This is a genomic window from Paenibacillus sp. J31R98, assembly GCF_056269245.1.
Genome location: NZ_JBWDNO010000010.1, coordinates 113,937 through 127,501, shown reverse-complemented (window position 1 = coordinate 127,501; position 13,565 = coordinate 113,937). Strand labels below are relative to the sequence as shown.

The following is a 13,565-nucleotide window of genomic DNA, read 5'->3' as shown; positions in this document are numbered from 1 at the left end:
GACCTTGTGGAGCGATTCCAAAGATTATAAACTGGACGCATACAGCAAATCGTATGAAGTGGAGTGACCCTCTTTGAAAAAAGTTCAAAATGACTGGCTGCACGTAATCGGCATCATCCTTAGTCTTCTCTCGCTGGCTTTGCTCGTACAGCCGTTGGTGCGGGGGATATTTGGCAAGCCGATCTTTTATCGGTTCCTTGGATGGCTGCCGGAGGGCTGGCCTTCTCTGGTCGGCTGGATCGTGGTGCTGATTATTGGTATCGTGCTCATCTCGATTACGAAGCCGCTGCCAACGAATAAGGACAAAGAAAAGGATAAGGATAGTAAGTAGAGTGACAGCTGAGCCAAGCAGAAGGCTCGGCTGTTTTTATTTTATATTAATTAAGTGTATGCTTAATTAAGTAATTGGTTTATAATAAACCCATGGATACCTTTACAGCAATCTCAGACCCCAATAGACGCCATATTGTTGAATTACTGGCTGAGCAAGGCGAGCTCACCGCAACTGATATTTGCGGCTATTTCACCGTCAGTCCGCAGGCGATCTCGCAGCATCTCAAGGTGCTCCGTGAGGCAAGCGTAGTCTCGGTGGAGAAGAAGGCGCAGCAGCGGATTTATCGCTTGAATGAGCAGGCGATATCCGAGGTAGAGGAGTGGGCGAAGCGGTACAGACAGCTGTGGAGCCAGCGATTCGAGAAGCTTGACGGTTTGCTGCAAGCGCGGATGGAGCAGAAGAGCCAGCCGCCAATTCAATCGAACGAGAGGGATGAACAATAATGACATTGACCAATGAAACGAAGCTGACGGCAGAGCCGGGCAAGCAAGTGATTCTGATTGAGAGAGAATTTAACGCGCCGCGCGAGCTTGTGTTCGAAGCGTTCACGGATGCGGACCTGTTCGTGCAATGGATGGGACCGAGCCAGCTGACGATGCAGCTGGAGAAGTTCGATGCGCGGGATGGCGGAGCATGGAAGTATATCTCGAAGGACCCGGGCGGCGGCGAATATGTATTTTGCGGCGTGTTCCATGAAGTGACGGCCCCGCAGCGAATCGTGCAGACGTTCGAATTCCTTGGGCTGCCGGAGCGGGGACATGTAACGCTGGAGACGGCGGTGTTCGAGGAGCTGCCAGGGGAGCGGACCGTCGTGAAGATGGAATCGGTGTTCCGCTCGGTCGCAGACCGCGACGGCATGCTGCAATCCGGCATGGAAGGCGGCATGAACGAGTCGTTCGGCAGACTGACGAAGCTGCTGGAGACCCTTCGCACTCGTTAACCGATAGCCGTATAATGGAGCTATTAAGATTGGTTTCATTATGGAGGCGAATACGATGCAAACGTTGAAGCGCATGATCGAACATCAAATTTGGGCGGATCGGCAGCTATTAGCCGGACTGCGTGCTAATGGGGGCAACCCCGCGGACGCGGTAAAGCTGATGCGTCACCTCGCAACCGCAGAGCAGGTCTGGGTAACAAGGCTGAACGGTGGAAGCACCGCGCATCTGCAGCTGTGGTCTGATGATACGGACCTCGAATCGCTGGAGGAATTGCTAGCAAGCAACGAAGCGAGTTACCGAACGTACATGGACAGCTTGACTGAGGAGAAGCTGGATGAAATGATCGCCTATGCGAATCAGAGCGGCACCCCGTTCAGAACGTCGGTTCGGGACATTTTGTCGCAGGTCGTGCTTCATGGGCAGTATCACCGCGGGCAGATCAACCGGGCTTTGAAGGGAGCCGGGGGAGAGCCGCAAGCGCTGGATTATATCCTGTACGCCAGGATGCAATAGGAATAAGAAAAACCGTGCTCTCACGCAGGAGAGCACGGTTTTTCTATGTTATGTTATTTGGCCAGCACCGGAAGCAGCACATGGCTCGGATATTGCTCGGAGTGATGAATCGTCTGCGTCGCCACAATCGGCTTCGGATCGTCATACGGATTCAGACCCGTGTTCGAGTTCGGGAACGCGACGAACTTGCTCGACGAAGTAATTGAGAAGCGGACGCGGTGTCCCTCGGCAAAACGGTGCGCGATATTCGGCAGGAAGATGTCATACCGCTCCACCTTCCCCGGTGTCAGCAGCTCTGGCTTGTCATAGCCGCCGCGGTACTTCGCGCGCACGATGTAGCTCGAGAGCAGAATCGAGTTGTCCGCCTCATCCACATCGGTTAATGAGACAACCCAGTCAGTGTCGACCGCGGAGCTTGCCGCGTACAGCACGACGGAGAGCTCGCCCGCGATCGTCAGCTCTTCCGTCAGCCGCTCGCTTGTGTAGCAGAGGACGTCCTGGCGAAGCTCGATCGTGCGACGGTTCTCCGGCTCGCGCTCGCCGGAATCGACGACCGGATCGGACGGGTTATAGACATACTTGTCCGGCTCCGCTTGGGATGCGCCCGCAGCTGGTTGCAGCTGCAACACGCCATCGCCGAAAGCCGAATTCGCCCGGCCACCGCTGCCGAGATAGAATGGCGTTACGGTTGATTCAGCTGGCGTCCAGTCTGCGGACGTGCGCCACTTGTTCTCGCCGACCACGTAGTAGCTGGCTCTTGGCTCCGAGTCGATGCCGTTCTCGATTCCCTTGAGGTAGCGGTCGAACCAGCGCAGCACATTCACGTCGTAGTCGTAGACGACGGCGTCTTCGCCGAAGGCGACGCCCTTCAGATCGCGAGCCCGATTCGGGCCGTGCTCCCACGGTCCGAGCCAGATTTTGCGGTTCGGCACATCGTGCTCGGTGAGCAGCCGCCATGTCTCGGAGACGCCTGGGCTGTCGCCGTCATACCAGCCGGAGATGACGAACATCGGCGCCTTGATCTGGTGGGCGCGTTCTGCATGATTACAGTTCCGCCAGTATTCATCGTACTCCGGATGCTCGCTCCACATGTCCCAAGGACCGGAATTGCGGCCGATCATTTGCTGCGGGATTTCCTTGATTGGGCGCGCGTCCACTGCCTTGGCCGGATCAACGGTAATGCCCGCGAAGATTTGAAAATCCGTCCTCGTGCCGACCGACTGCGCCAGCGTCCAGCAAAGCAGCGGCCACGAGCAGACCGTGCCGCCGCGGCGCACGGTATCGACGAACGGGGTGCCGACGTTCACTTCGTTGACGACGGCTTTGAGATTCGGATGCCCGCTCGTGGAAGCGGCCATGACGACATAGCCGAGATACGATGCGCCCCACATGCCAACATCGCCGTTCGACCACGGCTGGGCGATGATCCAGTCGATCGTGTCTGCGCCATCCTCGCGTTCATGGTAGAACGGCACGAGCTCGCCTTCGGAATCAGCGCGCCCGCGCACGTCCTGATTGACGACGGCGTAGCCTTTGCTCACCCAGTGCATGAAATTCTCTTTGCGCCCATTACGGTCATAGCAAGTCCGAACGAGAATGGTCGGAAGTGTTGTGCCGGGCGTGATGCCTTCCGGCAAGTAAACGTCTGTTGCCAGCTTGACGCCGTCGTGCATCGGAACGAGGAAGGTGCCGAGATCGTTGATGCCGTACTGAGGCTTCGACAAGAGCGGATCATCGTAAACGACGAGCGGCGTCAGCTTCTCCAGTCCTTCTTCTACGATGATCTCCATGCCGTAGCGGTTCGGCGTGAGGAAGGCAATCACTTCGCCGCCTAGCGTAACGATGTCGACTGCCGTGCCGCCGCGCTTCGCCCACACTTGAGAGACGCGTCCTTGCTCATCCGTATACGTCAGATGGCGATGATAAATCTCGCCATTGTCCACGCTCACACGGTCGCCCGCCCACTCCGCCTTGCGGTAGAGCGGCATCGCTTCGCGGATTTGCTGAAGCGGAAGGGCATACTTCGCGCGGTCGTCCAGCAGATTCTCTTGCATTTGCGTACGTTGTCTGGCGTTCACTTTGGCGTGCATGACTTTGCCGTCTTCCGTGAATCGGATGCGCCCCTCATAGACACCTGCACAGTAGAAGGTATAGGTCTTCACCGTTGTTATTGTCGTCGTCATCGTGTTAGCTCCCCCATACCTGTTCGAATACGCGCATCCAGTTGCCGCCGATGATTTTGCCGACTTCTTCGTCCGAATAACCGCGGGCGACAAGGCCCCGGGTGAAGTTGATGAACAAGCCGTACTGCTCAAGCCCGCGAACAAGCTCCGTCGATGGACCGTCGCCCTTGGCAAAACCGAGCTTCGGCGCGATATGCTCCTTGAAGTAGACGAGCGACCAATCGACATCGCTCATCGGCCAGTCGGTACCGATGCCGACGTGGTCGACTCCGACCAGCTTAACGATGTAGTCGATATGATCGAGCACATGGTCGATCGTCGTCGCCTTCGGATCCTCGTGGACGAACCACGGCATCGCGAATACACCGATAACGCCGCCTGTTGCCGCGATCGCCTGAAGCTCTTCGTCGCTCTTGCAGCGGCGGTGCGGGTAGATCGCTTCTACGCCGGTATGGGAAGCAATGACCGGCTGAGCGGACAAACGGCAGGCGTCCAGCGTCGTCTGTTTGCCACAGTGACTCGTGTCCACAACGATGCCAAGCTCGTTCAGCCTGCGGATGAACGTCATGCCGAAGTTAGAGACGCCGCCGTTCGCGAGCTCCATGCAGCCCGAAGCGATTGCGTTCTGGTTGTTGTACGTCAGCTGAACAACGCGAAGGCCGAAGCTGTGCAGCGCCTCGAGGAGATCGAGGTTCTTGCCGAGCCCGGTCGGGTCTTGAGTCGTGACGATGCCGGCTTTGAGCCCATCCGTCTTCGCCTTGCGAATATCGGCAGCAGTCAGTGCCTTGATGAGCCAATCGGTGCGGTCGAACTGCTCCTGCACCTCGCCCATGCTCGTCATAATGCCATCGTGGCTGGACATATCGAGCTCCCGGTTGCCAGCGGTAATGCCGGAGCGGTACCACTCGTCCTTGAACGCGGCGAGCTCGCCGCGGGCGGACATCTGGCGCAGCCGCTTGCTCGGAAGCATGGCGTACGCCATTGGATCGTCCTTCAGCGACTCGCACTCTGCTTTAATCTGTTCGGATATTTCAGCCGGAATAACGCTAGGGGAAAGAGGCCCTTGAAACAGTAGATCAATGACGATGCTGCGCTCATGAATCGCGCGCGCACGCTGTTCTTGCTCCGCAGTAAGTCCAAAATCATACAGCCCTGCAATTTCGCTCATGATGACTCGCTCCTCGACTAGACTAAACTAGATTGAAATGAATGTACCCTTGCCTTGCTGCTTGGCTTGCTCATATATATAAGCTGCCGCTGCCAAATCCTCGACCGCGAGGCCGAGCGATTTGAACAGCGTGACCTGCTTGTCTGACGTGCGGCCATCCACGCGGCCGAGCAGCGCTTCGCCGATCTCGCCGACGATGTGATCGCTCCCGATCGCGCCTTCCTGCAGCGGGATCAAGTAGTCGCCGGCTTCGCCTTCCGCGGACTCGCGGCGGTCGACGTACAGCCTCGACCGCTGCACAATTGCGGAAGCGAGCTCGCGGTCTTTCGCCCGGCAGGCGCCCACCGCGTTGATGTGCGCGCCTTCGGCGATCCAAGCATCGTCCAGGACCGGCGTGGTCGAGGACGTTAGCGTACAGATGATGTCGGCGTCCGCGACTGCCTCTTGGGCGGAGCCGCTTGCCTCAATTGCTAGCCGCTCGCCGTAGCGCGCGCTCATCTCGTCCGCGAACCGCTGCGCGTGCTCTGCGCTGCGGCTCCATACGCGGACGCGCTCGATCGGCCGCACGAGCAGCAGCGCTTCGAGATGACTGCGCGCTTGCTCGCCCGTGCCGATAAGCGCGATCGTGCTTGCGTCAGGCTTCGCGAGCAGCTTCGTCGCGGCAGCACTCACCGCTGCGGTGCGGATGGCGGTCACGCGCCGCCCGTCAACAACCGCGTTCACCGCGCCGGTGGCTGCGTCGAACAGCGTAATGATCCCTTGATGCGACGGCAGCCCGCGGTCGTGATTATGCGGGAAGACGCTGATCAGCTTCGCGCCAACGATCTCCTGGCGAATCAAGTACGCGGGCATTAGCCCCATCAGCCCGCCTTCGCGGACGGGAACGACAGATCGCAGTTGCTGCTCGGCTTGTCCTGCGGACAGGTCCTGAAGAGCGGTTTCCATAAGCGTAATGCAAGCTTCCATCGTTAATAATGCGGATACTTCGTCACCGTTAATAACTAACATGCTGCGCTCACCTGCTTGTTTTCTGTAAGTTTGTTTAATAAATTAACTTTTATTGTATGCGAACCGGCAGGGCACTACAACCCCTTTCGGCCGCCGTATGCTGGTTGTCCAGCTAACGGAACGTAGAGGGCTTATTGAGCCAGAATTGGAGCTCAAAAATATGTAACGGACTCCAGCGTTGCTATTCTTCACTTTTTCGGGCTAACGAGCCTCACTTAGTCGAAATAGCGAGTCCTAGTTCCATTAGAAATAAGAAAAGGGCGATTCTGGCCAAATAGCGCGTCTGTGTTCCTTTACAATCCAGTACCTTGCGCCACCACGCCAAAAAATGCCATCATAAAGGTGGAGGGAATAGCCAGATCAGCCAGCATAGACAGCAACGAAAGTGGGAGTAATCCATGACCAACATCCTTCTCATCGAAGACAATGAGCAGCTGCAGAAATATATAACCGAATACTTGAGCGCCTACGGTTTCGATGCGCATGTGCTGCAAGACTATGATACTGTGCTGGACACTATCGCCACACTCGCACCGAAGCTGATCCTGCTCGATATTAACTTGCCGAAGTTCGATGGCTTCTACTTCCTGAAGCTGATCCGTTCGCGCTACTCGGTTCCAATCATCGTGCTCTCCGCCCGCAGCGAAGAGAGCGAGCAGATTCGCGGCATCGAGATTGGTGCGGATGACTATGTGACGAAGCCTTTTGCCATTGGAGTCCTCGTTGCGAAGATCAACGCGATCCTCCGCCGCACGGAGCAATCCAGCCAGCCTTCAGCCTCCGGCACGGAGCTGACCTTCGGGCAGCTCACCCTCTGCACCGATACGATGCGGGCGAGATATCGGGATGCTTCGGCGGAGCTGACCCGCAACGAGTTCCGCGTACTGCGGCTGCTCATGAAGAGCGCCGGGCAAATTGTGACTCGCGAGCAGCTGCTTGAAGAGCTGTGGGACGACACCAGCTTCGTCGATGACAATACGCTGACCGTGAATGTGACCCGGGTGAAGAAGAAGCTGGCTGAGCTCGGACTTGGCAGCGTGATCAATACGAAAAGAGGCGTAGGCTATGTTCTGGATCAGGCTTCTGGGCCGGACGCTTAACAGCGAGCGGAAGGCGCTGACCTTCTATCTCATCAATACAATTGCTCTTATCTTCATCTATAATCTTCTGCTTACTTCGGTTAGCATTGCCTATCCACTGTGCATCAGCATGACGATTCTGCTTATTTTCATAGCTCTGCGAGCCTCCGTTCTCTATCGCTTCGAAGAAACGCTTCACGATGCGAAGTTCGGCATCGATGTGGGCAGTGAATCGGATGCCGACAGCAAGAAAGATCAACGTGTGCTGGATACGATTGATGAGATCCATACGGCTTACAGGGACAAGCTAACTGAGATGAACGACAAGCTGGATGGGCGCAATGCGCTGTTCTCGCGCTTCATTCATAACATGAAGACATCAGTCGCAGTCATCGAGCTGGCTTCTGCCAAGCCTTCCGCAGAAGATGGCGTCCTCCCTGACATTGCGGCAGAGAATGAGAAGCTGAAGGCGAATCTCGAGCAATCTCTGAATCTGCTGCGGCTCGACGAATTCTCGAACGATTATGTGCCGGAGTCGCTTGATCTCTACGCGCTGGTGAACGCCGTCATTAACGAGAAGCGCCGCGAGTTTATTTATGCCGGAATTTATCCGAAGCTTAGCGGCTCAGCCGTCTACGTCTATACGGACCGGAAGTGGTGCGCCTATATGCTGGATCAGATCATCACGAACGCGATTAAGTATAGCGAGCGGGGAAAGAACGTATACTTCGACATAACAGAAGGCATGGAGGGCGAAGCTGCGAGTCTCCGCATCCGCGATGAAGGCGAAGGGATTGCGCCGGAAGACTTGCCTCGGGTGTTCGAGCTGTTCTTCACGGGGCGGAACGGGCGCGCTAATCCGAACGCGACCGGCATTGGGCTTGCCATGGTCAAGCATATCGCGAAGCGGCTCGGGCATGAGGTCAGCCTCACATCGACCATAGGCGAGGGCACATGTGTGACGATTTCTTTTCTTACAAAATTGCAAGCTTATCGTAAGTCGAATCCATTTCTGTGATTCGGCTTTTTTTCTATGATAAAGGCATAATGACGGAGGTCGATAACAATGAATGACATGATCCAGGTAGAGAACCTGACGAAAGTATACCGCTCCTTCAAAGGGGCGAAGGAAGTGAAAGCGCTGGACCAGATCAGCTTCACCGCTGCGCCTGGCGAATTTATCGGCATTATGGGACCAAGCGGCAGCGGCAAGACGACACTGCTTAATGTACTGTCTGGTGTTGATCATCCGACATCCGGCGAGGTGACGATAGCCGGGAACGCGATGGACAAGTTGAAACGGGACCAGCTGGCCTTGTTCCGCAGACGGAAGATTGGCTATGTGTTTCAAGACTTTAACTTGCTCGACAGCCTTACACTGAAGGAAAATATAGCGCTGCCGCTCATTCTCGACCGAATCGCACCGCAAGAGATCGAGAGCCGTGTCGATGAGCTGATGACGTTCTTCGGCATTGCAGATCTGGCGAACAAGTATCCGTACCATGTATCCGGAGGCCAGAAGCAGCGTGCCGCGGCAGCGCGAGCGATTGTGACGAATCCGGCCGTCTGCTTCGCCGATGAGCCGACAGGCAACCTCGATTCCAAGTCTGCCACCGACATTATGGGGATGCTGACACAGATGAATGAGGAGCGGGCAAGCACCATTCTCATGGTGACGCATGACCCGTTCGCGGCTTCTTATTGCAAACGGATTATTTTCATCAAGGACGGTCAAATCAATTTGCAAATTCAGAGCGCGGGCGACCGCAAGGCGTTCTTCGATCAAATTCTTGAAATACTAAGCGTGATGCGAGGCGAAGCCTAATGAACCTGACGTTTCGGCATATTGTGAACCAGAACTTAAAATATAACTTCAAACGCTTTCTCTCCTACCTGTTCGTTAACGGCTTTGTCGTTGCGGTGTTGTTCATGTACGGCAGTCTGCTGTTCAATGAAAGGTTATCCGATGATCCCGCAATGAAGCTTGTGATGGACTATATCAGTATTTGCACGTATGCGATTGTTCTGTTCAGTGTTATTTTTGTCGCGTATACCGGCATTTATTTCGTCAAATCAAGGGGCAAGGAGTTCAGCGTGTACTTAACGCTGGGCATGACCCGCCGCGATCTGATTCGGATGATCTATCTGGAGAGTCTCGCCATCGTTGCAGGCTCGGCAGTGAGCGGTATCGCCTTTGGTCTCTTGCTATCCAAGCTGTTTTATTTGATCCTAGGCCGGATTCTCGGGTTGTCGACAAACATTTATTTCATCAGCGGGAAGACGTATTTGCTTAGTCTGGGCGTATTCGGGATCGTCTTCCTATGCAACATGCTGTTTACGAGCGTCTTTATTCGCAGGCTCTCGATCATTCAGATCGGCAAGGCCAGCAGCACCAAAGGCTTGTCCAAGTCGCGTCCGATTGTCGGCTCGATTGCGATTGTTGCAACGGCTATCGCGATGTATGCGTACTATGGAGCTTCTACAGGCGCAGAGACTTTATTCGGGTATGTGATTGATGAAGTGTATCGATCACCGATAATCATTTTCTCCATGCTGACGATCTTCGTGGCGTTGTACTTTGTCATTCCGACCGGCGTCGATGTCGCACGGGCTGTGATGAAGTGGTTCCCGGCGCTGTACAACCGCAATCTGTTAATCATGACGAACCTGAAGCATCGCTTCTTCGCTTATAAAGTGTCGCTGTACATGGTGACGCTGCTCATCAGCTTCGCGATCATTACGATGGGCTTCGGGCTGTCGTTCTACAGTTATACGCAGAAGACGATCAATCAGAATTTGCCTTATGATTTCATGGTCGAATCCGGGGCCGGCATTAACAATGTCAGCGCGGATGAGGTGAAGAAGATTGTGGGAGAGAACGGCGGCGAGGTGAGCGACTTCAGTACGCTTTCCTATCTCTACGACGAGAATTATCGGGATGAGGGAACGAGGCTCGTTCATGATTATGTGGCTGGCATCGTGGTCAGCGAGTCGAATTTCAACAAGCATACGGGCCTGTCCGTCGATGTAAAGCCGGATGAGCTGCTCCTTGTGAACAGCCAGGCGGCCGATGAGGAGTCGACGGTCGATTACGACACGGTGATGACGGTCGAGCCATGGCGGGAAGGTGACGAGCGTGCGGTTGCTTTTGAGAGAAATCCGGTCAGCAAAGAGAAATTCCTTCAGTCGTTAGGGAATACGGCACATCTGTCGTTCAGCCAGGACAAGACGAGCAGGAAGGTTGTCCATTTCATCAATTCCTATGGCGATGTCGAGTTCGAAGGCGTCCTGGCGAATGTCGTAGACGATCGCGTCTATGCGGAGCTGAAGGCCAAGTCGCATGCACCGGAGTATACGTCTTATCTGTTCAACCTGAAGCAGGGCAGCGGCGAGAAGGTGTATGCAGGTCTATTGGATGCTCTTCGTAAGGTAAATCATGCGGACGGCAGCTTATGGGCAAGCATTGATACCAAATTCGGCAATAAGGATCAAGCGGAGGCGCTGCGTCCCATCTATAAGAAGGAACGTTTCGAAGTCGCGTTCAAGATCAACGGTCTGCTCTTCTTCTCCCTCGGCTTCCTTGGCATCCTGTTCCTGTTGTCCTCCAGCGTCGTGCTGTACTACAAGATGGTTACGGACATCGATGAGGAGAAGGACCAAGTTGCGCTGCTGAAGAAAATCGGACTGACGGCAGCAGAGTGCAAGTCGTATCTGCAGACTCATCTGGCGGTTGTCTTCTTCGCTCCGCTCCTTCTTGGCGGACTGTTCGGCATCTTCATCCTGTCCTCCGCTTGGGCTGGCGCCGGAGCCAGTATGTCGGGCTTCCTAATGGGACGCACCTTTATGATGTATGCGTCTTTCGCGCTGCTCGATATTCTGTTCTATATGGCGCTGCGGAAGAAGTTTTTCCGAGGCGTGCGGATTTAGTCAGCGGCGATGCTGAGCAAATACCGGAACTTCTTATTTAAGAGGTCCGGTATTTTTGTTATAGTGAATAGATATTTTATAAAAATGATCGATTCGGGAGCGGCATCTATGAACAAACAAAAACAGCTTCAATCCAGTCTGTTGCTGCTGATTACAGCATTTATCTGGGGCTTCGCCTTCGTTGCCCAGCGTCAGGGCATGGAGCATATCGGTCCTTTCACTTTCAATGCGGTTCGTTTCGCGCTCGGGGCGTTATCGCTCGTACCGCTAATGTTAATTCTGGATAGAAGAGCAGGGCGGATGTCGAAATCCCCGGAGTCGGAGTTGAAGGTTGATTCGAAGTCGAAGACGTCGTATCGAACTGCGGCTCGATCTGGCCTCATCACAGGAGTGGTCCTCTTCTGCGGCGCAACGATGCAGCAGATTGGCCTCGTCTATACGACAGCGGGCAAAGCTGCCTTCGTTACAGGCTTATACATCGTTATCGTGCCTTTTCTTGGGCTCTTCCTGAGGCAGCGCCTCAATCTGAACAGCGGGGTCGGTGCGGTACTGGCTTTAATCGGCCTGTATCTGCTCTGCATGACGAATGATCTATCGCTTAGCAAGGGCGACATCTACGAGCTGATCGGCGCGTTCTTCTGGTCGGCGCATATTTTGCTGATTGACCATTTCTCGAGTAAGACGGACGTCATTAAGTTATCCTTCTTCCAGGTCGTTACTTGCTCTGCGCTAAGCTTCATCGCCGCGTTTGCAGCGGAGACGATTACGCTGGACGGGTTGTCGCAAGCGCTCGTGCCGATTCTCTTCGGCGGCATCGTGTCCGTGGGCATCGCGTATACATTGCAGGTGGTGGGGCAAAAGAATGCTCAGCCGACGCAGGCAGCGATCATTATGAGCATGGAGACGGTGTTCGCGGTCATTGGCGGCTATCTCATTCTGGATGAGCTGCTCGGCATGCGCGGCATCGTCGGATGCTTGCTTATGCTGACAGGGATGATCATACCGCAGCTTCCGCAGTTCAAATTGTTGCGTGGGGATGGACGGCTGAGAGCTTCAAAGACGAGTCCAGAATCGCGCTAGGCTGGGGAGGAATTCGGGCAGCGGATGTCGTATTCATACGGCAGCAGTTAACATCCATCAGGTGATGAAGGGGTTGTCCGAATGTCAGCAGCAGAAGCAAGGGCAGGGATTGCACCATGGTTGCTCGTCCATGACGCGGAAGAGGCGGCGGCTTACTATAAATCGGCGTTCAGCGCGGATGAATTGCATAGGCTGGAAGGCGATGCCGGCAAGCTGGAGCTTGCGCAGCTAGCCATTCAAGGCGCGGAGTTCTGGATTCAAGAGGATCGTGAATTTGATCCTCATGCAGCTGGCAGAGGACTGGCGCGGATGATCTTGACGGTTGCTGATCCGGACGCGCTGTTCGATCAAGCGGTGACGGCAGGAGCTGCCGTTGTCGTACCGATGGAAGAAGCGCACGGCTGGCGCGTCGGACGCATTGCCGATCCGTTCGGGCATCATTGGGAAATTGCAAAGCAGCTTTGAAATGGCAGAGCATGACGAGTCGCAGACTCGCTTATGCTCTGTTTTTGTTTACGCGTGAGGCGGAGCTTCGCCAAGCAGCTGAAATCGGCTGGTTTCTCATCTGAGAATTCGAAAAATGCACTCTCAGCCCCGCCCAGGCTACGACCGCCGAAGACGTTTGCTCACGAGGCTAGAAATACAAAAACAGAGCACAGCGCCATATACGCTAGTGCTCTGTTTTATCTTTGGCGGCTATACGTGGTTCAGATAGCCGTTATTGCCGCTGGCATTGTGCTGTCCACGCAGATCTTCGTAGAAGTGCGCGATGGATGTGTAATAATACGGTCCAAGCCAGAGGAAGCCGATGCCGAGTGTCAGGATACACAGCAGCCCCCAGCCGATGAAGGAGAGGTTCAGTACAAATAGCCGCCACTTGTGACCAATCATCAGCTGCTTGCTCTGGCTAATGGCTTCAAGCGGTGACAGGCTCGGATTGTCTCTAAGCAGGAATGGAGCCTGCGAGTACCGGAGTGCTGCGATAATGCCGGGAATGATGAACAGCAGCGTCCATAGGATGGTGAAAATCATCGTCAGGATATATAGGATAAACGTTTCTTTGTACCGTTTGTAGCCGCGGAACAGGCCGTTCGCGTCGGGCAGCTTTCCGCGGGCATAGTCCAGATAATGATTATAGATTCCGTATCCGAGCGGCGCTTCAAGCAGAATGCCGATCCACCAGCCGATGTACTTGATGTTCTGTGTAACCATGTTGATGAGGCTGCTGACAACGATGAACAGCAAGAAGTGCAGGACGGCAGACTTCCAGTTTCCGGATAAGCTTTGCCTTGCTTGCGCGCGGATTTGCGGGCGTGTGAGCATGAATAGATT

General features: G+C 54.9%; 14 protein-coding genes. 10 read left to right on the top strand and 4 right to left on the bottom strand.

Annotated elements, in window-relative coordinates; all coding sequences use genetic code 11:
- Positions 1–73: 73 nt before the first annotated feature.
- The 4 genes from AC0YNX_RS27450 to AC0YNX_RS27435 all read left to right on the top strand — a co-directional run bounded on the left by AC0YNX_RS27450 (position 74) and on the right by AC0YNX_RS27435 (position 1,788).
- Complete coding sequence (locus AC0YNX_RS27450) at positions 74–331, top strand: hypothetical protein (protein WP_475818897.1); 258 nt, start codon at positions 74–76, stop codon at positions 329–331.
- Positions 332–423: 92 nt separating this feature from the next.
- Positions 424–777: an ArsR/SmtB family transcription factor gene (locus tag AC0YNX_RS27445; protein ID WP_475818896.1), complete on the top strand. Its 354-nt coding sequence runs from the start codon at positions 424–426 to the stop codon at positions 775–777.
- On the top strand, positions 777–1,274 hold the full coding sequence (locus AC0YNX_RS27440; protein WP_475818895.1) for an SRPBCC family protein: 498 nt from the start codon (positions 777–779) through the stop codon (positions 1,272–1,274). Before AC0YNX_RS27445 ends, AC0YNX_RS27440 begins: the two co-directional genes overlap by 1 nt.
- A 55-nt stretch (positions 1,275–1,329) precedes the next feature.
- On the top strand, positions 1,330–1,788 hold the full coding sequence (locus AC0YNX_RS27435) for a DinB family protein (RefSeq protein ID WP_475818894.1): 459 nt from the start codon (positions 1,330–1,332) through the stop codon (positions 1,786–1,788).
- A gap of 53 nt (positions 1,789–1,841) precedes the next feature.
- Here AC0YNX_RS27435 and AC0YNX_RS27430 read toward each other — a convergent pair whose 3' ends face one another.
- From AC0YNX_RS27430 to AC0YNX_RS27420, 3 genes are read right to left on the bottom strand one after another with little or no spacing between them, the layout of a single operon-like run.
- Positions 1,842–3,971 (bottom strand): CocE/NonD family hydrolase, encoded by a 2,130-nt coding sequence (locus AC0YNX_RS27430; protein ID WP_475818893.1) that lies wholly within the window; start codon positions 3,969–3,971, stop codon positions 1,842–1,844.
- Between the two features lie 4 nt (positions 3,972–3,975).
- Complete coding sequence (locus AC0YNX_RS27425) at positions 3,976–5,139, bottom strand: dipeptidase (protein WP_475818892.1); 1,164 nt, start codon at positions 5,137–5,139, stop codon at positions 3,976–3,978.
- Between the two features lie 27 nt (positions 5,140–5,166).
- Entirely contained in the window at positions 5,167–6,147 is a 981-nt protein-coding gene (locus AC0YNX_RS27420) for an ornithine cyclodeaminase family protein (RefSeq protein WP_475818891.1), read from the bottom strand.
- Positions 6,148–6,545: 398 nt separating this feature from the next.
- On the opposite strand from AC0YNX_RS27420, the gene AC0YNX_RS27415 reads away from it, so the two are divergent.
- The 6 genes from AC0YNX_RS27415 to AC0YNX_RS27390 all read left to right on the top strand — a co-directional run bounded on the left by AC0YNX_RS27415 (position 6,546) and on the right by AC0YNX_RS27390 (position 12,698).
- Positions 6,546–7,247 carry a response regulator transcription factor gene (locus tag AC0YNX_RS27415; protein ID WP_475818890.1) on the top strand — a complete coding sequence of 234 codons (702 nt, stop codon included), beginning with the start codon at positions 6,546–6,548 and terminating at the stop codon, positions 7,245–7,247.
- Entirely contained in the window at positions 7,213–8,244 is a 1,032-nt protein-coding gene (locus tag AC0YNX_RS27410; protein ID WP_475818889.1) for a sensor histidine kinase, read from the top strand. Before AC0YNX_RS27415 ends, AC0YNX_RS27410 begins: the two co-directional genes overlap by 35 nt.
- A gap of 48 nt (positions 8,245–8,292) precedes the next feature.
- Positions 8,293–9,051, top strand: a complete 759-nt coding sequence (locus tag AC0YNX_RS27405; RefSeq protein ID WP_475818888.1) for an ABC transporter ATP-binding protein — start codon at positions 8,293–8,295, stop codon at positions 9,049–9,051.
- Entirely contained in the window at positions 9,051–11,153 is a 2,103-nt protein-coding gene (locus AC0YNX_RS27400; RefSeq protein WP_475818887.1) for an FtsX-like permease family protein, read from the top strand. The genes AC0YNX_RS27405 and AC0YNX_RS27400 overlap by 1 nt, the downstream gene beginning before the upstream one ends.
- A gap of 108 nt (positions 11,154–11,261) precedes the next feature.
- Entirely contained in the window at positions 11,262–12,233 is a 972-nt protein-coding gene (locus AC0YNX_RS27395) for a DMT family transporter (protein ID WP_475818886.1), read from the top strand.
- Between the two features lie 81 nt (positions 12,234–12,314).
- The gene (locus tag AC0YNX_RS27390) at positions 12,315–12,698 is read left to right on the top strand and encodes a VOC family protein (protein ID WP_475818885.1); all 384 of its coding nucleotides are present in this window, start codon (positions 12,315–12,317) and stop codon (positions 12,696–12,698) included.
- Between the two features lie 231 nt (positions 12,699–12,929).
- Here the strand turns inward: AC0YNX_RS27390 and AC0YNX_RS27385 are convergent, their stop codons facing one another.
- Positions 12,930–13,556 (bottom strand): DUF975 family protein, encoded by a 627-nt coding sequence (locus tag AC0YNX_RS27385; protein WP_475818884.1) that lies wholly within the window; start codon positions 13,554–13,556, stop codon positions 12,930–12,932.
- Positions 13,557–13,565: the final 9 nt, after the last annotated feature.